Genomic DNA, 20,367 nt, shown 5'->3' with positions numbered 1-20,367 from the left:
CATGCCCATCCATCGCTCCGTTCCGGCATGATTTACAGTGCAACGGTCGGAACTTATAAGTGCAGAGAACGCAATCCACCGGATGCCGTCCCATGGATCTCGGCCTGCTGCTCGCCCTCGACGCCCTGCTGACCGAGGGCAGCGTCACCCGTGCGGCGGAGCGGATGAACCTCAGTCCCCCGGCGATGAGCCGCACGCTGGCCCGCATCCGCGCGGCGGTCGGCGACCCGATCCTGGTGCGCGCCGGCCGGTCCATGGTTCCCACCCCGCGCGCCGAGGCGATGCGCGAGCGCGTCCGCTCCCTGGTGGCGGAGGCGCAGAGCCTGCTGCGCCCGGACCGTCTCGACCTGTCGGCGCTGGAGCGCCGCTTCACCCTGCGTTCGGGGGTTGCCGGGCTCTTCGCCGCCCCGCTGCTGGCCGCGCTGCGCCACCGGGCGCCGGCCGTCGCGCTGCGCTTCGTCGGCGAGGGGGACGAGGCGGTCGATCCCCTGCGCGACGGGCAGATCGACCTCGACATCGGCGTCATCGGCCCGATGGGGCCGGAGGTGCGGGTGCAGACCCTCTACCGGGAACGCTTCGTCGGGGTGGTCCGCGCCGGGCATCCGCTGCTGGACGGTTCGCCCCTCACGGCGGATCGCTTCGCCGCCTGCGGCCATGTCTGCGCCTCGCGCCGGGGGAAGGCGCGCGGACCCATCGACGACGCGCTGGACCGGCTGGGCCTGACGCGCCGGGTCGATCTGGTGACGCCGGACGTTCACGCCGCGCTGTCCGCCGCCGTGCAATCCGACCTCGTGGCCGCCGTGCCGCAGGGCATGGCGCGCCACGCCGTAACGCTGGGCCTGCCGGTGGCGGTCTTTCCGCTGCCGGTGGAGACGCCCTCGGTCGCCGTCGCCCAGGCGTGGCACCCGCGACAGGACGGCGACCCGGCCCACCGCTTCCTGCGCGAGACGGTGCTCGCCGTCGCCCGCCGGCTCAGCGCGGAGCCGTCTCCGGCAGGCGGATGACGCAGAGCTTGTCGGCGGCGCCCTTGGCGTGGGCCTTGTTGTCGGCGATGGCGGCGTTGACGGCGTCGGGGGTCAGGCCGTGCGGGCCGGGGGCGACCACCACCACCACGCCGCTGGCCGACAGCAGCGGGAAGGAGCGGACGGCGCCGTAACGGTCCTTGGCCAGGAAGCCGCCGGCCTCTCGCGTCGCCGCGTCGTACAGGCTTTCGGCGTCGGAGCGGAACTGCGCGACCAACTCGGCCAGCCGGGCCAGCGCCTCGTCCTCGTCCCCGCCGCTGACGCCCAGGAAGAAATCGTCGCCGCCGATGTGCCCGGCGAAGCACTCCCCGGCGCCCGCTCCGGCCCCCGCCGCCCAGGCCTTCAGCCGTTCGCTGAACATCAGGATGGCGCGGTCGCCCTGGCGGAAGCCGAAACTGTCGTTGAACGGCTTGAAGTTGTCGAAATCCAGATAGGCCAGGACATGGCCGCGCGCCGGGTCGGCCAGCGCGCCCTCGATGCGGCGGACGATGGCGGCGTTGCCGGGCAGCCGGGTCAGCGGGTTCTGGTCGGTCGCCATGGCGAGGTTGCGCTCGTGCACCAGCCGCAGCAGCGCGCCGCTCGACAGCACCCCGGCGTAGGCGCCGCCCTCCACGATCACGATGCCGTCGTCGGCCGCTTCGGTCGAGAACGCCTCGATGACGCGGTCGAGCGGGGTGGAGATGTCGCAGACCGGGATGGTGACGACCAGATCGTCCAGCCGGTCGCCGAGCCCCCGGTTGCGCAGAAGCTCGCCGCCGAAGCGCGAATAGACGAAGCGCTTCAGGTCGCGCTCGCGGATCAGGCCGAGCGGGCGGTCGTGCTCGTCGACGATGGGGGCGATGGTCGCGCTGGAATCGCCCTTGAAATAGTCCAGCAGGTCGGTCTTGCGCGAATCGACGCGCAGCGGGGGCAGGCGCTCGATCACCTCGGACAGGCGGCGGTGCGCCTCGCCGGGCTGGCGGCGATCCTTGCGGTTCAATTCCTCGACGACGGCGCAACGGGGCGTCACGCCCGTGATGTCGGTGCGCGGGTGGGCGAGCAGGAAACCCTGTGCGAAGTCGCAGCCGAGGTCCCGGCAGGTGTAGAACTCGCCGGTCGTCTCGATCCCCTCGGCGACGATCTGGATGCCCAGCGCGTGGGCGTGCCCGACCACCGCCGCCACCAGCGCCCGCTTGCGCGCGTCGCGGTCGATGCCGGCGATGAAGTAGCGGTCGAGCTTCACGTAATCCGGTCGCGCCTCGTAGAGTAGCCGCAGCCCGGCGAAGCCGACGCCGAAATCGTCGATGGCGATGCCGAGCCCGCTGCGGCGGTAGAGGTCGACGGCGGACTCGACCGAGACGTCGGGCGCTGTCGGGCAGCGTTCGGAAATCTCCAGCGCGATCCCGGTGTGCCGCCGCCCGCCGCTGTCCGGCGACAGCCAGGGCGAATCCGGGCGGCCGACCAGACGGGCGTCGAGGTTCAGGAACAGCTTCGCCTCGGCCCAGCCGGCCAGACCCCGGTAGGCGGCCACCGCCTTGGCGTGCAGCGCGCTCTCCACCGTCCCCAGCGCCCCCGCCGCCTCGGCCGCGTCGAGCAGTTCGCCCGCGTCGGCGAAGGGCGTGCGGTCGAAGCCGCGCAGCAGCGCCTCGTAGCCGTGGCAGCGCCCGCTGCGCAGTTGGACGATCGGTTGGAAGGCGTAGACCAGGGCGGCGACCGCCGTAGGCCAGTCGAAGCGGAGCCTGGAGGGCAAATCGGCCCGTCCGCTCGGCAGCGCCGGTCGTCCGTCCTTCGCCGCGTCCATGGATAGCAAGGTCATGGGGGAGACCGCCGCCCGCTCGTGTCGCACGTGTCCGTCACGCACCGGAACCACCGGTTCGGGCTCCGCTTGTAGCAGACCATCTTTGCGGTTTCGTGACTCCGGGACGCCCTTTTTTCACAGACTTGGATTTGGCGAGCGTTCAGCGGGAGATGTGTTGCGGAAGTGGAGCGCAACAACTCATTCGCTCTCCAAGGTAGAAGATCCGTTGCTCCTCCACCGCTTCCTCTTTATGCATGCTTTCGTGGGAACCGGGCGGCGGACCGGCCACCGCCCGCGTCCCACTGACTGGGGAGACCAGAGGATGACCAAAATCCTCCAACTCCTGGTCCTTGTGCTGCAACCGATCAAGGAAATCCTTGACCTGATGCCGTAAAGGACCGGACCTGGGAGCGCGGCGTAGGACCCGTGCTCCCTTGGTCCCCACAGGATATGGGCAAAGACCGGCCGGGAGCAAGTCCCTCCCTTCCGCAACCCCTGGCGGCGCGGACCGCGCCGGAGGAAGGGCGGCCCTGCTCAATCGCATCCTCGTATCGACGCCCCCCGCTGCGCTATAGGAGGGCGCTTCACGGGTGGTCCGGGTGCGGGAGGCGAGCGGTATGAAGGTCGGCATCGACATGGGGCGGACGAACGCGAACGCGTCCGCGACGCTCGACCTGGAGGAGCTGCTGGCGACCCGCCTGCTGGTGCAGGGCAATTCCGGCTCCGGCAAGTCGCACCTCCTGCGCCGCCTGATCGAGCAGAGCGCCCCCTGGGTCCAGCAGGCCGTCATCGACCCGGAGGGCGACTTCGTCACGCTGGCCGAACGCTTCGGCCATGTCGTGGTCGAGGCCGACGCCCACACCGAGGCGGCCCTGCAATCGGTGGCCGCCCGCGTCCGCCAGCACCGCGTCTCCGTGGTCCTGAACCTGGAGGGGTTGGATTCGGAGATGCAGATGCGCGCGGCGGCCGCCTTCCTGGGCGGGCTGTTCGACGCCGACCGCGACTTCTGGTACCCGATGCTGGTGGTGGTGGACGAGGCGCAGCTCTTCGCCCCGTCCGCCGCCGGCGAGGTGTCGGACGAGGCGCGCAAGGTCTCGCTGGGCGCGATGACCAACCTGATGTGCCGGGGCCGCAAGCGCGGGCTGGCCGGGGTGATCGCCACCCAGCGCCTCGCCAAGCTGGCCAAGAACGTCGCGGCGGAGGCCTCGAACTTCCTGATGGGCCGCACCTTCCTCGACATCGACATGGCGCGCGCCGCCGATCTGCTGGGCATGGAGCGCCGGCAGGCGGAGATGTTCCGCGACCTGGAGCGCGGCCATTTCATCGCGTTGGGTCCCGCTTTGTCGCGCCGCCCGCTGCCGTTGCGCATCGGCGCGGTGGAGACGCAGGGCCGCACCGGCAGCCCGACGCTGCTGCCGCCGCCCGCCACGGCGGTGGAGGACGCCCGCGACCTGATCTTCACCACGACCGAGCCGGAGCCGCCGCGCTACGTCCGCCGCCCCTCGACCTCGGCCAGCGCCGACCTGATGGCGCAGTTGGCGCGCGGCCGGGCCGCCGCCGCCGCTTTGCCCGTCGCGCCGCCGGAGGACGAGCTTCCGCTGCCGCCACCCGAACCGGTGGAGACCCCCGAGCAGGCCGCCGAGCGCGAGGCGCAGTACGAGGTGGTGCTGCGCGAGGTGCTGGCCGACCCGGAGGCGCCCTACCGACCGCTCGCCGTGCTGTACCAGGATTTCCTGGTGCGCTGCCGGGGGCGCGGGGTGGACGGCGACCAATTGGCGCTGCCGGCCTTCCGCCGCCGCCTCGCCGCCGCGCGGGCGGGTGCGGGCAGCGGCGACGATCCGGCCTGGGAGAAGGCGACCGCCGTCGCCGCGACGCTGGCGGAGGACATCCAGCCGGTGTTCCTGCTGCTGGCCCGCGCCGCGCTCGACCACACGCCGTGTCCGTCCGACGCCGACGTGGCGCGGGCCTGCGGCAGCCGGTCCAAGGGGCGCGGGCGCCGCTTGCTGACCTACATGGAGCAGCGCGGCTTCATCGCGACGCGCAGCGGGCTGGGCAACACCCGCGCCATCGGCCTGCCGGCGCTCGGCTGGGAAACCGCGCTGGGCGACCCCAACGCCGACGACACGGCCGGCAACCCGACGGATGGTCCGGCGGACGGTGACCTGTTCGCGGCAGGGTGATCCCTCAGCGGTCCAGCAAACGCTGCATGAAGACGAGGTCCAGCCAACGGTCGAACTTCCGCCCGACTTGGCGGAGCCGTCCGGTTTCCTCGAAGCCGAAGCCGGCGTGCAGGTGAATCGAGGCGGTGTTCTCCGCCTCGATCCCGGCCACCATCACATGTTTGCCTTGGCGTGTCGCCTCGTCCAACAGCGCCCCCAGGAGCAGCCGTCCCAACCCACGGCCACGATGCCCGGCGTCGATGTAGATCGAGTTCTCGACGCTGTGCCGATAGCCTTCCCAAGGTCGGAAGTCACCGAAGGACGCGAAGCCCAGCGCGCCGTTCCCATCGTCCGCGACAAGGACGGGATAACCCTTCAACCGCCTTTCCTCCAGCCAAGCTCGGCGGGTTTCCAATGTGGCCGGCGTGAGGCTCCAAACGGCCGTCGTGTTGACGATGGCGTCGTTGGTTATGGCAAGGATGGCTGGAAGGTCGCCTTCCTCGGCGGAACGGACTTGGATGGGCACGACGCAAGCTCCAGCAGCCGGGGATAAGGATGGTGTGCCCCTCATGAATCCACTATAATGGATTTATGTCCACTGAATTCACCTCCCTTGAAAAGCGCTTGGCGCATCGCATCCGGGCCGAGCGGGAGAAACGCGGCTGGTCCCTGGCCGACCTCGCCGCTCGCTCAGGGGTGTCGCGCGCCATGATCAGCAAGATCGAGCGGGAGGAGAGCAGCCCGACCGCCGCTTTGCTTGGCCGTCTCTCGGCCGCGTTCGGCATCACTCTGTCCCAACTTCTGGCACGGATCGAAGACGGTGGCGGGCGCCTCAACCGTCACGCGGAGCAGGAGCGCTGGACCGATCCGGCCACCGGTTTCCAGCGCCGCGCCCTGACGCCGGCCATTCCCGGCGGAGCGCCGTTGGAACTCGTCTGGGGTGATCTGCCGGCGGGTGCCGAGGTCGCCTACCCGGCCGCCGCCTATGGCATGATCGACGACCAGCAGATCCTGGTCGTCGAGGGGCGGCTTTGCTTTCGCCAAGGCGAGGCGTCCTACGACCTCGCTCCCGGCGACTGCCTTCGGCTGGGGCCGCCCGAGGACTGCGTCTTCGTCAATCCAGGCACGACCCCTTGCCGTTACGTCATCGCAATCCTGCGGCGTGACCGTTAGCTCGCCGTCGTCGGGTCGCGGACCGGCTTGCCCGGCACGTTCCAACTGCCGACGAAGTCGCGCACGCCCGGAACGCTGCCCATATGCGCGTCCTTCACGTAGAGGAAGCGCTTCGGCCCCAGCGCGTATTCGCTGAGCGTGATGCCCTTGGCTTGACAGCGCTTGGTCTCCGCCGCCGTGATCGGACGGTCGGACGCCACCATGTCGGGATGCTCCAGCCCGACCCCGGCGCAGAAGGCGCGGAAGCCCGGCGCCGTCCCCTCGGCGACCAACCGGGGGCGGGTGTCCGGCCCACCGCCGAACTTGTCCGAGGAGCTCTGCACCGGGCCGCGCAGGGCCGGGCTGCCGACGATCCAGATGCCGCGCTCCTCCGGGGGCGGGCGGGGGGCCGGCGGCGGGGTCAGCGCCGCCGTCTGGCGCGGACCCTCGGTGCCGGGAAACTGGCAGCCGGCGATCAACGTCGCCGCCGCCAGGGCGGATGCCAGAAGAAACTTGTTGGTCATGCTTGAACCTCCCGAACCGGTCGCGGGGCGTTGACGCCCCTGTCCATGGGGTAACGCGCGTGGCGGCCGGTTGGACCAGGGCCGGACGGGGCTGCTCGCCAATCATGCGCAAATCGGATAGATTCCCCGAAATCCATCCAATGGCGGAATGAACGGCGATGACGCTTCCCGATCTGGACATCGACGCGCTGCGGGCCTTCGTGACGGTGGCCGAGGCCGGCGGCTTCACGGCGGCGGCGGAGCGGCTGGGCCGCACCCAGTCGGCGATCAGCGTCAAGATCAAGAAGCTGGAGGACACGCTCGGCCGCCGCCTCTTCGAGCGCACCAGCCGGTCGCTGTCGGTCACCCATGACGGGGAGTTGCTGCTGGGCTACGCCCGCCGCCTGCTGGAACTGAACGACGAGACGGTGCGCCGCTTCGCCGAACCGGCGGCGGAGGGCGAATTGCGGCTGGGCGTCGCCGAGTATTTCCTGTCCGATCATCTGCCGCGCGTGCTGACCCAGTTCGCCAAAATCTACCCGCGCCTGCACATCGACGTGCGGGTCGGGCTGTGCGGCGATCTGGTCGGCGGGCTGGACTCCGGGGAACTCGATCTGGTGATCTCCCGCCGCGATCCGGGCGAGACGCGCGGCCGGGGCATCTGGCGGGAGCCGATGCGCTGGGTTGCCGCCCCGACGCTGGAGCTGGCGCCCGACGCGCCGCTGCCCTTCTGCGCCCTGCCGGCGCCCTGCGTCTTCCGCAACCGGGGGCTGGCGGCGCTGGGGGAGATCGGGCGGCCGTGGCGGGTGGTCTACACCAGCGCCAGCGTCATGGGGGTGCAGGCCGCCGTCCGCGCCGGGCTGGGCGTGGCGGTGCTCAGCGAATCCTCGGTTCCCGACGGCGCCCGGCGGCTGGGCGCCGAAGACGGCCTGCCCGACCTCGGCGAGGTCGAAATGGCCATCTTCGGCGAGACTCCGCGCAACCGCCGTCTGGCCGAGCCGCTGGTCGGCTTCATCCTTGAGAGCTTGTCCGCGATGCGCCCGGCGCGGCCGGTGCTGGCGGCGGTTCCCCAGGAAGCCGCCTGACCGAAACCGCCTGAGCCTCTCGCTCAGAAGCCTTCCAGCACGATCTTGCCGCGCGCCTGCCCCGATTCGATCAGGGCGTGCGCCCGCCGCAGGGTGGCGGCGTCGATGCGCCCCAGCGTCTCGGTCAGCGTCGTGCGCAGCGTGCCGTCCTCGACCAGCCGCGACACCTCGGCCAGCAGGTCGTGCTGCGCCTGGAGATCGGCGGTCTGGAACAGCGGGCGGGTGAACATCAGCTCCCAATGCAGCGAGACGCTCTTGCGCTTGAGCAGCCGGACGTCGATGGGGGCCGGGTCGTCGATCAGGCCGATGCGGCCCTGCGGCGCCACGATGTCGACCAGGGCCGGGAAATGCCGGTCGGTCGCGTTGGTCGAGAAGATGGCTTCGACGCCGCTCAGCCCCAGCGCGCGGATCTGGTCGGCGATGGAGCCGTGGTGGTCGATCACGTCGTGCGCCCCCAACTCCCGCACCCAGGCTGCCGTTTCCGGACGCGAGGCGGTGGCGATGACGCGGATTTTGGTCAGCTTGCGCGCCAACTGGATCGCCATGGAACCGACGCCGCCGGCCCCGCCGACGATCAGCAGCGACCGGCCGTCCTCCCCGCCGCGCGTCAGTTGCAGCCGGTCGAACAGCATCTCCCAGGCGGTGATGGCGGTCAGGGGCAGGGCGGCGGCCTCGGCGATGCTGAGGTTCGCGGGCTTCGGCCCGACGATGCGCTCGTCCACCAGATGGAACTCGCTGTTGGTGCCGGGGCGGTCGATGGAGCCGGCGTAGAACACCGCGTCGCCCGGACGGAACAGGGTCGCGTCCGGCCCCGCCGCCTCGACGATCCCGGCGGCGTCGAAGCCCAGCACCCGCAACGCGCCCTCGGCCGGGGCGACGTTGCCGCGCAGCTTGGTGTCCACCGGGTTGACCGACACCGCCTGGACCCGCACCAGCAGGTCGCGGCCGGTCGGGACGGGCGTGTCGAGGACGGTGTCGATCAGGGCCTCAGGCTCGGCGACGGGCAGGGGCTTGCGGTATCCGATGGCTTTCATGATGGGGCGCCCTTGGCGTTGTGGAAGAAGGTCGAGGCGCAGAATGCGCCGGCTCCGCCAATTTCTGAAATTCATAGTTCTTGTTTCACCGATCGCGATATCGGATCGATGCCGGCGTCGGAAGTGGCGCGGAAGAGGCGTGGAATAACCGGGGCCGTGGGCGTGTTCTTTCCATGACGTCCCGTTTCAAGGTTCCCGGCCATGACCATCCTCCGCGCCACCCTGCTTTCCGCGCTGCTGCTGTCGTTGGCCGGCTGCGTCGCCTACGATCCGTACTACGCGGGGTATCCCTCGGGGCCGGTGGTGGTCGGGCCGCCGGTTTACGCCGCGCCGCCCCCGGTGGTGGTCTACCGCGACCAACCGCGCCCTTGGCGCGGTCCCGGCTGGGGTTACCGGAGCGGATGGAGCGACCGGGGCGGGTGGGGGCATCACGGCGGCGGTCGCGGCTACGGCGGCTACGGCGGCCATGGCGGACGGGGTCGCTGACGGAGCAGCCCCGGAAACTCTACCGATTGTGTAGGCCGTGCGGAATATTCCCGCGCGGCTTCTTGCGTTTTCCCGCGTTGCGCGTCACGCTTGGCCCGTGGTTCTTTCCTGTGGTAAAGAATAGGTTAACAATCGGAACGAGCAGACACGCGGCCGACGCGAGCCATTCGCCAACGGCCGGCCTTTTCCCGATCCCTCGTGGAAGGACGCATGACCGTGATGCCTGCACACCCCCACATCGCCCCATCCCCCGCCGCGCCCGAGCGCAGCATCGCCATCGTCGGCGCCGGCTTCACCGGCAGCGTGCTGGCCGCCCATCTGCTGCGCGGCGCCGAGACGCCGACCGCCGTCCACCTGATCGAATGCGGCGGCTGCCACGGCACCGGCGTCGCCTATTCGACCCCGAACGGCGGGCATCTGCTGAACGTGCGCGCCTACAACATGAGCGCCTACCCCGACGATCCGCGCCATTTCCTGCGCTGGCTGTGGAGCCGCGAGGGCGACGACGCCCAAGGCAATGGTGGCCGCCCGGAGGCGATTCCGCCGAGTGGCCACGCCTTCGTTTCCCGCGCGCTGTACGGCGGCTACATCAAGGACGTGCTGGCCCAGGCCCAGGCCGCCGCGCCCGACCACGCCCGGCTGCGGCTGATCCGGGGCGAGGCGGTCGACCTGCGGCCCGATGGCGAGCGCGTGCACGTGCGGCTGGGCGACGGGCGCCGCCTGACGGTCGACGCCGCCGTGCTGTGCATCGGCAACTTCCCACCGTCGCCTCCCTGCCTGGACTCGGCCACGGCGGCGGAAGCGTTCGCGTCCGACCGTTTCATCGGCGATCCTTGGGATCTCGCCGCCATCGCCCGCATCGACCGCGACGCCCCCGTGGCGATCCTCGGCACCGGGTTGACCATGGTGGACACAGTGCTGACCCTGCTCGACCAGGGGCATCGCGGGCCGGTCACGGCGGTGTCGCGCCGGGGACTGCTGCCGCTGCGCCACAAGGAGGTGCGGCCCTACAAATCCTTCCTCCACCCCGAGGTGATGCCGCGCACCGTGCTCGACGTGCTGATCGCGCTGAAGGCCGACGCGCGGCGGGCGCAGGCCGAGGGCTTCGACTGGCGTTCCGCCTTCGATGCCCTGCGGCCGCACCACCATCGCATCTGGGCGCATCTTCCAGAGGAGGAGCGCCGCCGCTTCCTGCGCCACGCCCGTCCGTTCTGGGAGGTCCACCGCCACCGCATGGCGCCGGAGGTGGCCGACCGCATCGACGCCGCGCGGGCAAGCGGACAATTGAGCATCCTCCAGGGCCGGCTGCGCGACGCGGCACTGACCGGCACCGGGTTGAACCTTCAGATCGCGGCGCGCGGCGCGGCCGTTCCTCACGGCCTGACGGCGGCGGCGCTGATCAACGCCACCGGCACCAACTGCGATTACGGCCGCATCCGCCACCCGCTGGTGCGCGCGCTGCTCGATCACGGGCTGGCCCGGCCGGACCCGCTGCGGCTGGGGTTGGACGTGACCCAGACGGGGGCGGTGATCGGCACCGACGGGAAGCCCGCGTCGCGGCTGTTCGCGCTGGGGCCGGTCAGCAAGGCGCCCTTCTGGGAGATGACGGCGGTGCCGGAACTCCGCAACCAATGCGCCCAGGCGGCGGAACGGCTGCTGGCCTTGGGTCCGGCGGAGGGGCTGGGCGCGGCGGCGCCGCCACCGGGCCTGTCGCCCGGTCTGCCCTCGTCGGGGGGATGGGCGAACGCCGGGTCTGGACTGAACGCCCGTTCCGATTGAACGCGGTTCCGGGGCCGGTCAGTCGCTCGCCGGCTCTTCCACAACGGCCGCGACGTTGCGCAGGACGACGACGGTGCGGTCGTCGTCCGCCAACCCGCCGTCGCGCAGCAGCACGGCCGCCGCCAGCGTCGGATCGACCTCGTGCAGTCCGCGTTCGATGAACAGGACCGGCAGGCGGGCGCAGCCGTCGCTGTGCAGGACGACGTGGTCGCCCGGCTTCCACAGCAAATGCACGCTGGCCGGCATTTGCGGGTTGTAGCCGACCATGGCCCAGCGCGCCGCCAGCGACGTGACGCCGTGCCGCCGCACCACCGCCCCGGCCACGGTGCCGAGCGCGGTGTAGTCCACCGCCGTGCCGTCGAAGCGCAGAACCGCCGCCGTCACACCCGCCGCCGTTTCGTTGGAGGGGGCGGTCGCGGCGTCGCGCCGGACGGCGCCGATCACCATCTGCGGCGACAGGCCGGGGGCCGTCGCGGCGACCACCGCCTCGGTGCGGCGAGCCGTGTCCGTGCTGGACGCGTCGCCGGCCGCTCCGTCGACGACCAGGGCGATGCCGCTGCCGTCGCCGTTGCAGCGGATGAACCAGCCGTCCGCGCAGGACGCGGCCTCCGGTCGCGCCAGCATGGCCACTCCGGCCAGGGCGGTGTCGGTGGGGGAGGGTTCGTCCGAGCAGCCGGGGCGCAACACCCGCGCGAGCGTCACCGTCCCGACTCCGGGCGTGACGTGCGTGGCCAAGCGGTCGGCCTGTGCGCGGAGCCCCGTCAAGGCGTCCGGCGCGATGTCATGGTCGGAGTAGGCGAGGCATTCCACGCCCTGCCGCCGACCCCAGCGGCGCAGAAGCAGGGTTCCGGCACCAGGCTGCTCCAGCAGATGGGCGGACAGCGCGGCGACCACGGCGTCGAGACGGCCGGAACCGTCCTCCGTCAGAACGCCCTCGCCCAGCGTCGCGGCAAGCTCCCGCGCGGCGCCGGTATCGGCGGGCGCGGCGATCGCGATTCGGCGGTGGCAATGGTCGGGCAACATCAGGACGCTCCTGGGGGCGCGGCGTGGTCTGGCGAAGCGGGAGTGTACGTCCACCCGCCACCGTAACCCAAGCGCCAGCCTACGCGAAAAGCCGGCAAGCCCGCAGGATCGCGCGGTTTTTCCCCCATCGGCCCGAAGAATGGGCCTTTCCGAAGGGAAAGGCGTCAGGGGGCCGCGACGCCGACCGGGACGGAGAGCGCGGCGGACAGCGAGGCGGCGGAGGGAACGAAGCAGCGCTGGCTGCGGGCGCGCAGCATTTCCGCCGCCTCCCACAGACGCCCCAGCCCGACGATCGAGCGGCAGCCGGTCTTTTCCATGATGCGGGCGCGGTGGACCTCGACGGTCTTGATGCTGATGCCGAGTTCCCAGGCGATGGTCTTGCTCTGCTTGCCCTCGACGATCAGGCGCAGCACCTCGGACTCGCGGCGGCTCAGCAGGGTCAGGCGGCGGGCGGCGTCGCGGCCGCGGTCGCGCTGCTGGGCCTGCGGGTTCTCGCTGGCGAGGCAGGCGCGCACCCGCTCCAGGAAGGTCGCGGTCTGGAAGGGATGGGCGAGGCAATCGACGGCCCCGGCCTTCATGGCGCCGACGGCGGCGTCGACGTCGCCCTGTTCGGTGATGACCAGCACCGGCAGGTCATGCCCGTGCAGGGCGGCTTCGGACATCAGCTCCTGCGCGGTCATGTCGGGCAGGTCGTTGCGGATGACCAGACAGGCCGAACCGGTGCCCAGCACCGACAGCGCGTCGGCGCCCGTGCTGTGGACCCGGCAGGCGATGCCCACCGCGCCCAACGCCCGCGCCAGGGTGCTGCGGGTCGGGAGGTCGCCATCGACGACGTGAACGAGGCAAGCGGTTTGCAACAGCATTGGATCAGCCCTCCACCACAGAACCATCGGCACGGCGCCGAGTTGAGCCTTTCGGTGACCGACCGTTCGTCGAACCACCATCTTGCCCATAGCATAGCGGGGGCCTCGGTCTTTTTTCTCCCTGTGCGAGGGATAGCGGGGGCGGCAAAAAGGATATCGGGGATAGTATCCGCTCTCGTGATTCGGCAAGGCCATGAATAAAGAAGGTGTTTACCAAAAGCGGGCAAGTGGCAAACAACGAAGACCATCGTGTTCTTCGGGTTTTTCAAGAATTCGGCCGGTGCGGTGGGCGATTAGCATTGATGCGACATTTTCGGGCCGAGGAGGAGGCGGAAAATGTCGCGGTTCCGGCCGAGGGTTCAGGCGCGGCGGCGGGTTGCCAGGGCTATTCCGGCGGCGATCAGCGCGATGCCGACGCCGTGGTACAGGTGCGGCTGCTCGCCGAGGAACGCCACCGCCAGCAGGCTGCCGAAGACGGGCACCAGATGGATCGCCAGCCCGGCGCTGTTGGCGCCGACCAGCTCGACCACGCGGTTGAAGCAGAGATAAGCGACGATGGAGGGGAACAGCGCGACGTAGCCGACCGCCAGAAAGGTCGTCGCCGTCGCCTCGACCGGCCGCTGGGTCACGGTTTCCCAGAGGTAGAAGGGCAGCAGTTCCACCGCCCCGATGGCGAAGGTGACGAGGATGAAGCTTAACCCGTGCGCCGCCGGCTTGCGGCGCAGCAGGGTGGTGTAAGCGGCGTAGACGGCGATGGCGGTCAGCATCCACAGGTCGCCGGCGTTCAGCCGCAAACCCAGCAGCACCGCCGGGTCGCCGTGCGACACCAGGGTCAGCGCCCCGGCCAGCGAGACGACGATGCCCGCTCCCTGCAACGGCCGCACGCGGTCGCCGAACAGCAGGAAACTCATCAGCACGATCATCACCGGCATCGAGGACTGGAGCATCACGGCGTTCAGCGCCGTGGTGGAGTTCAGCGCGATGTACTGGAAGGTGTTGAACATGCCGATGCCCAGCGTGCCCAGCAGCAGCACCGGCTTCCAGCTCGCCCGCAGGGCCGGCAAGTCCCGGCGTAGATGTTTCCAGGCGAAGGGCAGCACGATCAGCGTGCCCAGCACCCAGCGCCAGAAGGCCAGACCGATGGGCGGGACGGCGCCCGCGACCGCGCGGCCCATCACCGCGTTGCTTGCCCAGAACAGGGGAGGCAGCATCATCAGCAGCCACGCCTGATCCGTCAGGCGGCGGGCTGCGGAGGGGGACGCGCGGTCGGGGGTCACGGGTGCCGGCCGGTCAGCTGCGGCGGCGCGGGGACGCGAAGGCGGAGGCCGCCGTCGGTCCCGCGGAGCGCGCGCCCGGCCCGGTGTCCTCGCTGCGGTACACGCTGGGGCGGTTCTCGCGGCGCGGGCGCGGGCTGTCCTCGCGGGCCTCGCGGCCTTCGCGGGGCGGCTTGGGCGGCTGGCGCAGTTCGGCGTCGAGTTCGGCGATGCGCTTGCCCAGCGCCTCGCGGATGGAGGGGGCCGCGTGGGCCTTCAGCGTCGCGAGTTGCTCCTTGAGCTGCGCCATCTGGCGCTGCTTCTCCTCGCGGGTGCGCTTGATGGCGACGTTGTCGGAATGCTGGCCCTCGAAGGAGCGCATGGAACAGGCCCTCGTTTTGAAAAACACACTGTCGGCCGTGGTCCCGAAGGGGGACCCGGCGTGGGGGCAGGATTATTGGGAGGTGCCGTCACCAAAGCAAGCCGGACTTCGCCTTGACTTTCGGGAAAGGGAGTTCCGGGAAAGGCCGGCGCCTCCGCGACGAAAGGCAGCGCGAAGACAAGGAAAAGGGGCGCCCCCTTGCGAGGGCGCCCCCCTTCCGAACCAAAGCGTCGGAACGCCGTGGACTTCCTATTAGAAGCCCATGTCGTCCATGCCGCCCATGCCGCCCGGCATGCCGCCCGGAGCAGCCTTCTTCTCCGGCTTCTCGGCGATCATCGCCTCGGTGGTGATCAGCAGGCCGGCGATCGAGGCCGCGTCCTGCAGGGCGGTGCGAACCACCTTCACCGGGTCGATGATGCCGGCGGCGACCAGATCGGTGAACTCACCCTTCTGGGCGTCGTAGCCGTAGTTGGGGTCGTTCTGGTCCAGCAGCTTGCCGACCACGATCGAACCGTCGGTGCCCGCGTTGTAGGCGATCTGACGGACCGGAGCCTGGAGGGCGCGGCGGATGATGTCGATGCCGACGCGCTGCTCGTCGTTGACCGGAACCAGGGCGTCGAGCGCCTTGCCGGCGTAGAGCAGGGCCGAACCGCCACCGGCGACCACACCCTCTTCCACCGCGGCGCGGGTGGCGTGCATGGCGTCGTCAACGCGGTCCTTGCGCTCCTTCACCTCGACCTCGGTCGCACCGCCGACGCGGATGACCGCGACGCCGCCGGCCAGCTTGGCCAGACGCTCCTGGAGCTTCTCGCGGTCGTAGTCCGAGGTGGTCTCCTCGACCTGGGCGCGGATCTGGCCGCAACGGGCCTCGATGTCGGCCTTCTGGCCGGCGCCGTCGACGATGGTGGTGTTCTCCTTGGAGATCACGACCTTCTTGGCGGTGCCCAGCATGTCGAGCGTGACGTTCTCGAGCTTGATGCCGAGGTCTTCGCTGATGACCTGACCACCGGTGAGGATGGCCATGTCCTCCAGCATCGCCTTGCGGCGATCACCGAAGCCCGGGGCCTTCACGGCGGCGATCTTCAGGCCGCCGCGCAGCTTGTTGACGACCAGCGTGGCGAGCGCCTCGCCCTCGATGTCCTCGGCGATGATCAGCAGCGGACGCGACGACTGCACGACGGCCTCGAGGACCGGCAGGAGCTGCTGGAGACCCGACAGCTTCTTCTCGTGCAGCAGGATGTACGGGCTCTCGAGGTCCGCGATCATCTTGTCGGCGTTGGTGATGAAGTACGGCGACAGGTAGCCGCGGTCGAACTGCATGCCCTCGACGACGTCCAGCTCGGTGTCCAGGCTCTTGGCCTCTTCCACCGTGATGACGCCCTCGTTGCCGACGCGCTCCATCGCCTGGGCGATCATCTTGCCGATTTCGACTTCGCCGTTGGCGGAGATGGTGCCGACCTGGGCGATCTCGTCGTTGGTCGTGACCTTCTTGGCGCGGGCCTGGATGTCGGCGACGACGGTGGCGACGGCGATGTCGATGCCGCGCTTCAGGTCCATCGGGTTCAGGCCGGCGGCGACCTTCGTCACGCCTTCGCGGACGATGGCCTGGGCCAGCACGGTGGCGGTGGTGGTGCCGTCACCGGCCAGATCGTTGGTCTTCGAGGCGACCTCGCGGACCATCTGGGCGCCCATGTTCTCGAACTTGTCGGCCAGCTCGATTTCCTTGGCGACCGACACGCCGTCCTTGGTGATGCGCGGGGCGCCGAAGGACTTCTCGATCACGACGTTGCGGCCCTTGGGGCCCAGCGTGACCTTGACGGCGTCGGCGAGGATGTCGACGCCACGCAGCAGCTTTTCGCGCGCGGAGGGGCCGAACTTAACGTCTTTGGCAGCCATGTCTCAATTCCTCTGATGTCGAATGTCGAAGAGAAGGATGGGCGGAGGTCTTTAGGCCTCGATGACGCCCATGATGTCGGATTCCTTCATGATCAGGTAATCCACGCCTTCGATCTTCACTTCGGTGCCCGACCACTTGCCGAACAAGATGCGGTCGCCGGCCTTGACGTCCAGCGCCACGACCTTGCCGGCCTCGTCACGGGCGCCGGGGCCGACGGCGATGATCTCGCCTTCCTGCGGCTTTTCCTTGGCCGTGTCGGGGATGATGATCCCGCCCTTGGTCTTGGTATCGGACTCCAGACGCTTGACGACAACGCGGTCGTGGAGCGGACGGAACTTCATGGTGTGCCTCCTCAGGAACAAGGCTTGGTCTTGGGAATGATTGGCCGTCGGAAGGGTGTTAGCACTCTCCCTCGGCGAGTGCCAGACAGCTAATCGAACCGGGTTTTGGATTCAAGAGCCTCGTTTCCGATTTTGACTCGAATGCCCGGCATCAGTGCGGCGATTATCGCTTAATTGGCTGTTTTGGCTGAGTTTTTTCCGAGACTTCCTGGTTTTCCCAAGGCGCGGATTTGCAAAAGAATCACAAAACGGAAACCGTTTGTGACACTCGTCACAGCGGTTTTCGGAGGATTGTATAAAATTTTATCTATTGAGAAGGGCTGGCGTGGGGGCGTCGATCATGAACGATACCGACGAAACGTCTCGAAAAAGCGGACGGCGGCGGACCGGAAGGCTGGCCGACTACACCATGATCGCGGGCTTGTTCGTCCTGCTGTCCGCGCTGTTCATCCTGTGCGGCGCGCTTCCTCAGATATTACCTTAGGTCTGGCTTCGAATGGGCGACTTTCTCCCGCGTTTCCATCCGTCTTGCTCAAACAGCATCCGTATTTTGCGAAGATAAATTATAATGAACCCCGTATGAGGGTGGCCGAGGACGGCTGCCCGCGCGATGACGTTCAGGAGACGCCACAGCATGAGCACCCAGCCGGTTTGCCAAGCCGCCGTCGATCTGGTGAAGCATTTCGAAGGGCTGTATCTGACCGCCTACCGCTGCCCCGCCGGTGTGCCGACCATCGGCTACGGCCACACGGCCGGCGTCGCGATGGGCGAGACCATCACCGACGATCAGGCCACGGCCCTCCTCTCCACCGATCTGACCGCCGCCGCCGCCCAGGTGGACAAGCTGGTCACCGCCCCGCTGAACGAGGACCAGCGCGGCGCGCTCGCCTCCTTCGTGTTCAATCTGGGGGCGGGCAGCCTCGCCAGCTCGACGCTGCTCAAGATGGTGAACGCGGAGGATTACGCGGGGGCCGCCGGCCAGTTCGGGCGCTGGGTCTGCGCCACGGTCAACGGCGTGAAGACGCAACTCCCCGGCCTCGTCGCCCGCCGCGCCGCCGAATCCGCGCTGTTCCAGGGCCAGACCGCCCAACCGCGCTGCAGCGTCGTCACCGCCGACGGCACGCCCTGATCGTTGGGAGGCGGGGAGGGGTTTGACGCGGCGGGCGGATGACGCCAGAGTGGCGAACGTCCTACCGCCGCACTCCGGATTGCCGCCTTGACCGCGATCACCTCCGACACCGTCCACGTTCCGTCGCCCACGTCCGACCGTCCCATCGCGCTGTGGCTGCTGGCCTGCGCCGTCCTGGTGCTGGCGATGGCGGTGATCGGCGCCATCACCCGGCTGACGGAATCCGGCCTGTCCATGGTGGAATGGAAGCCGCTGATCGGCATCCTGCCCCCCCTGTCGGAGGCCGAGTGGAACCGCGTGTTCGACCTGTACAAGGGCACGCCGGAGTTCCGCGTCTTCAACAACCGTATGGATCTGGCCGGCTTCCAGGAAATCTTCTGGTGGGAGTGGTTTCACCGGTTGTGGGGGCAGGCGATCGGCTTCGTCTTCCTGATCCCCTTCCTGCGCTTCTGGATCCAGGGCCGCATCGCGCCGGCCCTGTGGCCGAAGCTGGCCGGGCTGTTCCTGCTGGGCGGGCTCCAGGGCGTCGTCGGCTGGTTCATGGTCAAGAGCGGGCTGGTCGACCAGCCCAACGTCAGCCACTACCGCCTCGCCCTGCATCTGGGCATGGCGATCCTGATCTACGCGCTGCTGCTGCGCACCGCGCTGGGGCTGCTCGATCCGCTGCCGCTGGCCGGCTGGCGTCCGGAGGCGGCGTCCCTGCGCCGTCACGCCCGCTGGGCGTTGGGGCTGGTCGCCGTCACCATCGTCTGGGGCGCCTTCGTCGCCGGGGCGCGGGCGGGCTACGCCTACAACACCTTCCCGCTGATGGAAGGCCATCTGATCCCGCCGGAGATCGGCACGCTGGTGCCGTGGTGGCACAACCCGTTCGAGAACACCGCCGCGATCCAGCTGATCCACCGCGCGCTCGCCCTGTTGACCGGGCTGGCCGTGCTGGCGTTGGCGGCGCGGGTGGCGCTGGCCCGGCTGCCGGGGCGCGCCGGCCGGGCGGCGGCGGCGGCGGGCGCGATGGTGCTGGTCCAGATCGGGCTCGGCATCGCGACGCTGCTGACGGTGGTGTGGATCCCGGTCGCCGCCGCCCATCAGGCGGGCGCGATCCTGGTCGTCTCGACGCTGGTGTGGCTGCTGCACGAACTGCGCGCCGTGCGGCGGTGACCGCCGCCGCACGGCGCGCAGTTCGTGGATGGGTCACGCGGCCGACAGCGTCATGTTTCCGGCCGCGTCGAGCGTGAAGAAGGGGTTCCAGGCGATTTCCCAGGGATGGCCGTCCGGATCGGCGAAATAGCCCGAATAACCGCCCCAGAACACATCCTGCCCCGGTTTGAGGATTCGCGCGCCGGCCCGTTCCGCCAGCGCCAGCACAGCGTCCACCTCCGCCTTGGAACGGACGTTCTGGGCGAGCGTGATGCCGCCGAAGCGCGTCGGATCCCCGGCGTCAGGCAGATGCGCGTCCTCCGCCAGGGCCGCGCGGCTGAACAGCCCCAGCGCCATGCCACCCAGCTGATAGAAGGCGACGTTGTCGTTCCCCGCCGGGGAGGGCGTCCAGCCCAGCCCCTGTTCGTAGAAACGCCGGGAGCGCGCCAGATCGGCGACCCCCAGCGTGACCAGACTGATGCGCGGTTCCATGCGGTTCACTCCCCACTGTTTCGTGTGTTTCACGCGAAACAGTGGGGGGGAACATGCCGGAAGTAAACCGCGCCGGTCCCGGTCTCAGTTCCCCGAGGCCAGCGGGCAGGCGGCCATCGCGGCGGGCGGCTTGGCCTGATCGCCCGGAATGGTGGCGAGCAGGGTGTAGTCGCCGCCGTCGGCCTTGGACTGCTCGGGCGCCTTGACCTCGAACAGGTAGAAGTCGCGCTGGACCCAGCCGTTGGGCAGGACGCGGGCGTTCCTGGTCATGAAGTCGTTGACGGGGGTCTCGCGCATCTTCGCCGCGACGGTCAGTCCGTCGGCGCTCCTGGCGTCGGCGCTGGCCTTCAGGTAATGGGTGATGGCGCTGTACACCCCGGCGTGGACCATGCTGGGCTTGCGGCCGTCGAAGCGCTCGGAGAAGGGCTTGGACCAGGCGCGGGTGCCGTCGTCCATGTCCCAGTAGAAGCTTTCGGTCAGCCGCAGCCCCTTGGCCGATTTCAGGCCGAGCGCCCGCACGTCGATCAGGAACACCAGAAGCCCGGCGAGCTGCTGGCCGCCCTCGGCGATGCCGAACTCGCTGGCCTGCCGGATGGTGTTGACGGCGTCGGTCGCCGCGTTGGCGATGCCGATGACCTTCGCCTTGGCGGAGAGGGCCGGGTAGTCGGCAAGGCCGTTGGCGGTGAGGAAGGTGGTCCAATTGGCCGCTTGGCGCTGCTCCTCGGGCGGCGTCCAGACGTGGTCGTGAACGGCATCGTCGTACGCGTCCGAAGGGGAGACGGACATCGGCATGGAAACGGGATCGGGGTTTCCCCGAAGCGGGTCGGCCCCGACAGGACAGGCGCGCGGGTTCGGA

General features: G+C 69.6%; 21 protein-coding genes. 9 read left to right on the top strand and 12 right to left on the bottom strand.

Annotation, left to right across the window (positions count from 1 at the left end; all coding sequences use genetic code 11):
- Positions 1 to 92: 92 nt before the first annotated feature.
- Positions 93 to 1,004, top strand: a complete 912-nt coding sequence (locus EJ913_RS24005; RefSeq protein WP_127002661.1) for a LysR family transcriptional regulator — start codon at positions 93 to 95, stop codon at positions 1,002 to 1,004.
- Here the strand turns inward: EJ913_RS24005 and EJ913_RS24000 are convergent.
- Positions 973 to 2,817: a GGDEF domain-containing protein gene (locus EJ913_RS24000; protein WP_127002659.1), complete on the bottom strand. Its 1,845-nt coding sequence runs from the start codon at positions 2,815 to 2,817 to the stop codon at positions 973 to 975. The two genes, EJ913_RS24005 and EJ913_RS24000, sit on opposite strands and share 32 nt — an antisense overlap.
- A 599-nt stretch (positions 2,818 to 3,416) precedes the next feature.
- Between EJ913_RS24000 and EJ913_RS23995 the strand changes: the two genes are divergently transcribed.
- On the top strand, positions 3,417 to 4,979 hold the full coding sequence (locus EJ913_RS23995) for an ATP-binding protein (protein ID WP_127002657.1): 1,563 nt from the start codon (positions 3,417 to 3,419) through the stop codon (positions 4,977 to 4,979).
- A 4-nt stretch (positions 4,980 to 4,983) separates the two neighbouring features.
- On the opposite strand, the gene EJ913_RS23990 is transcribed toward EJ913_RS23995, so the two are convergent.
- Positions 4,984 to 5,484 carry a GNAT family N-acetyltransferase gene (locus tag EJ913_RS23990; RefSeq protein WP_280531393.1) on the bottom strand — a complete coding sequence of 167 codons (501 nt, stop codon included), beginning with the start codon at positions 5,482 to 5,484 and terminating at the stop codon, positions 4,984 to 4,986.
- A 65-nt stretch (positions 5,485 to 5,549) separates the two neighbouring features.
- On the opposite strand from EJ913_RS23990, the gene EJ913_RS23985 reads away from it, so the two are divergent.
- Positions 5,550 to 6,131, top strand: coding sequence for a helix-turn-helix domain-containing protein (locus EJ913_RS23985; protein WP_127002653.1), 582 nt, complete (start codon positions 5,550 to 5,552; stop codon positions 6,129 to 6,131).
- On the opposite strand, the gene EJ913_RS23980 is transcribed toward EJ913_RS23985, so the two are convergent.
- Complete coding sequence (locus tag EJ913_RS23980; protein ID WP_127002651.1) at positions 6,128 to 6,634, bottom strand: hypothetical protein; 507 nt, start codon at positions 6,632 to 6,634, stop codon at positions 6,128 to 6,130. The genes EJ913_RS23985 and EJ913_RS23980 overlap by 4 nt on opposite strands.
- A 158-nt stretch (positions 6,635 to 6,792) precedes the next feature.
- Between EJ913_RS23980 and EJ913_RS23975 the strand changes: the two genes are divergently transcribed.
- A complete protein-coding gene (locus EJ913_RS23975; protein WP_127002649.1) occupies positions 6,793 to 7,698 on the top strand; it encodes a LysR substrate-binding domain-containing protein in 906 nt (301 codons plus the stop codon).
- 23 nt (positions 7,699 to 7,721) lie between these two features.
- Here the strand turns inward: EJ913_RS23975 and EJ913_RS23970 are convergent, their stop codons facing one another.
- Positions 7,722 to 8,732, bottom strand: a complete 1,011-nt coding sequence (locus EJ913_RS23970) for a zinc-binding alcohol dehydrogenase family protein (protein ID WP_127002647.1) — start codon at positions 8,730 to 8,732, stop codon at positions 7,722 to 7,724.
- 201 nt (positions 8,733 to 8,933) lie between these two features.
- Between EJ913_RS23970 and EJ913_RS23965 the strand changes: the two genes are divergently transcribed.
- The gene (locus EJ913_RS23965) at positions 8,934 to 9,218 is read left to right on the top strand and encodes a hypothetical protein (protein WP_127002645.1); all 285 of its coding nucleotides are present in this window, start codon (positions 8,934 to 8,936) and stop codon (positions 9,216 to 9,218) included.
- A 210-nt stretch (positions 9,219 to 9,428) separates the two neighbouring features.
- Positions 9,429 to 10,997, top strand: coding sequence for an FAD/NAD(P)-binding protein (locus EJ913_RS23960; protein ID WP_244939477.1), 1,569 nt, complete (start codon positions 9,429 to 9,431; stop codon positions 10,995 to 10,997).
- 18 nt (positions 10,998 to 11,015) lie between these two features.
- Here the strand turns inward: EJ913_RS23960 and EJ913_RS23955 are convergent, their stop codons facing one another.
- From EJ913_RS23955 to groES, 6 genes are all read right to left on the bottom strand, one after another.
- Entirely contained in the window at positions 11,016 to 12,020 is a 1,005-nt protein-coding gene (locus tag EJ913_RS23955) for a hypothetical protein (RefSeq protein WP_127002643.1), read from the bottom strand.
- A gap of 164 nt (positions 12,021 to 12,184) precedes the next feature.
- On the bottom strand, positions 12,185 to 12,883 hold the full coding sequence (locus EJ913_RS23950) for a response regulator transcription factor (RefSeq protein ID WP_244939476.1): 699 nt from the start codon (positions 12,881 to 12,883) through the stop codon (positions 12,185 to 12,187).
- Positions 12,884 to 13,242: 359 nt separating this feature from the next.
- Entirely contained in the window at positions 13,243 to 14,160 is a 918-nt protein-coding gene (locus EJ913_RS23945; RefSeq protein ID WP_244939475.1) for a DMT family transporter, read from the bottom strand.
- A 13-nt stretch (positions 14,161 to 14,173) separates the two neighbouring features.
- Positions 14,174 to 14,518, bottom strand: coding sequence for a hypothetical protein (locus EJ913_RS23940; RefSeq protein WP_127002641.1), 345 nt, complete (start codon positions 14,516 to 14,518; stop codon positions 14,174 to 14,176).
- A gap of 252 nt (positions 14,519 to 14,770) precedes the next feature.
- Positions 14,771 to 16,414, bottom strand: a complete 1,644-nt coding sequence (groL, locus tag EJ913_RS23935) for a chaperonin GroEL (protein WP_127002639.1) — start codon at positions 16,412 to 16,414, stop codon at positions 14,771 to 14,773.
- Between the two features lie 51 nt (positions 16,415 to 16,465).
- On the bottom strand, positions 16,466 to 16,756 hold the full coding sequence (gene groES, locus EJ913_RS23930) for a co-chaperone GroES (protein ID WP_014248860.1): 291 nt from the start codon (positions 16,754 to 16,756) through the stop codon (positions 16,466 to 16,468).
- Positions 16,757 to 17,096: 340 nt separating this feature from the next.
- On the opposite strand from groES, the gene EJ913_RS31845 reads away from it, so the two are divergent.
- The 3 genes from EJ913_RS31845 to EJ913_RS23920 all read left to right on the top strand — a co-directional run bounded on the left by EJ913_RS31845 (position 17,097) and on the right by EJ913_RS23920 (position 19,040).
- Entirely contained in the window at positions 17,097 to 17,240 is a 144-nt protein-coding gene (locus EJ913_RS31845) for a hypothetical protein (protein WP_185909912.1), read from the top strand.
- 150 nt (positions 17,241 to 17,390) lie between these two features.
- Positions 17,391 to 17,885, top strand: a complete 495-nt coding sequence (locus EJ913_RS23925) for a lysozyme (RefSeq protein WP_127002637.1) — start codon at positions 17,391 to 17,393, stop codon at positions 17,883 to 17,885.
- 87 nt (positions 17,886 to 17,972) lie between these two features.
- A complete protein-coding gene (locus tag EJ913_RS23920; protein ID WP_127002635.1) occupies positions 17,973 to 19,040 on the top strand; it encodes a COX15/CtaA family protein in 1,068 nt (355 codons plus the stop codon).
- 33 nt (positions 19,041 to 19,073) lie between these two features.
- Here EJ913_RS23920 and EJ913_RS23915 read toward each other — a convergent pair whose 3' ends face one another.
- Together EJ913_RS23915 and EJ913_RS23910 are read right to left on the bottom strand one after the other, a co-directional pair.
- Positions 19,074 to 19,511, bottom strand: a complete 438-nt coding sequence (locus tag EJ913_RS23915; RefSeq protein ID WP_127002633.1) for a VOC family protein — start codon at positions 19,509 to 19,511, stop codon at positions 19,074 to 19,076.
- Positions 19,512 to 19,595: 84 nt separating this feature from the next.
- Complete coding sequence (locus tag EJ913_RS23910) at positions 19,596 to 20,303, bottom strand: ABC transporter substrate-binding protein (RefSeq protein ID WP_127002631.1); 708 nt, start codon at positions 20,301 to 20,303, stop codon at positions 19,596 to 19,598.
- Between the last annotated feature and the right edge of the window lie 64 nt (positions 20,304 to 20,367).

The organism is Azospirillum doebereinerae (genome assembly GCF_003989665.1).
GTDB classification, from domain to species: Bacteria; Pseudomonadota; Alphaproteobacteria; order Azospirillales; family Azospirillaceae; genus Azospirillum; species Azospirillum doebereinerae.
The sequence above is the reverse complement of the archived record's forward strand: the minus strand, read 5'-3'. Positions and strand labels throughout refer to the sequence as shown.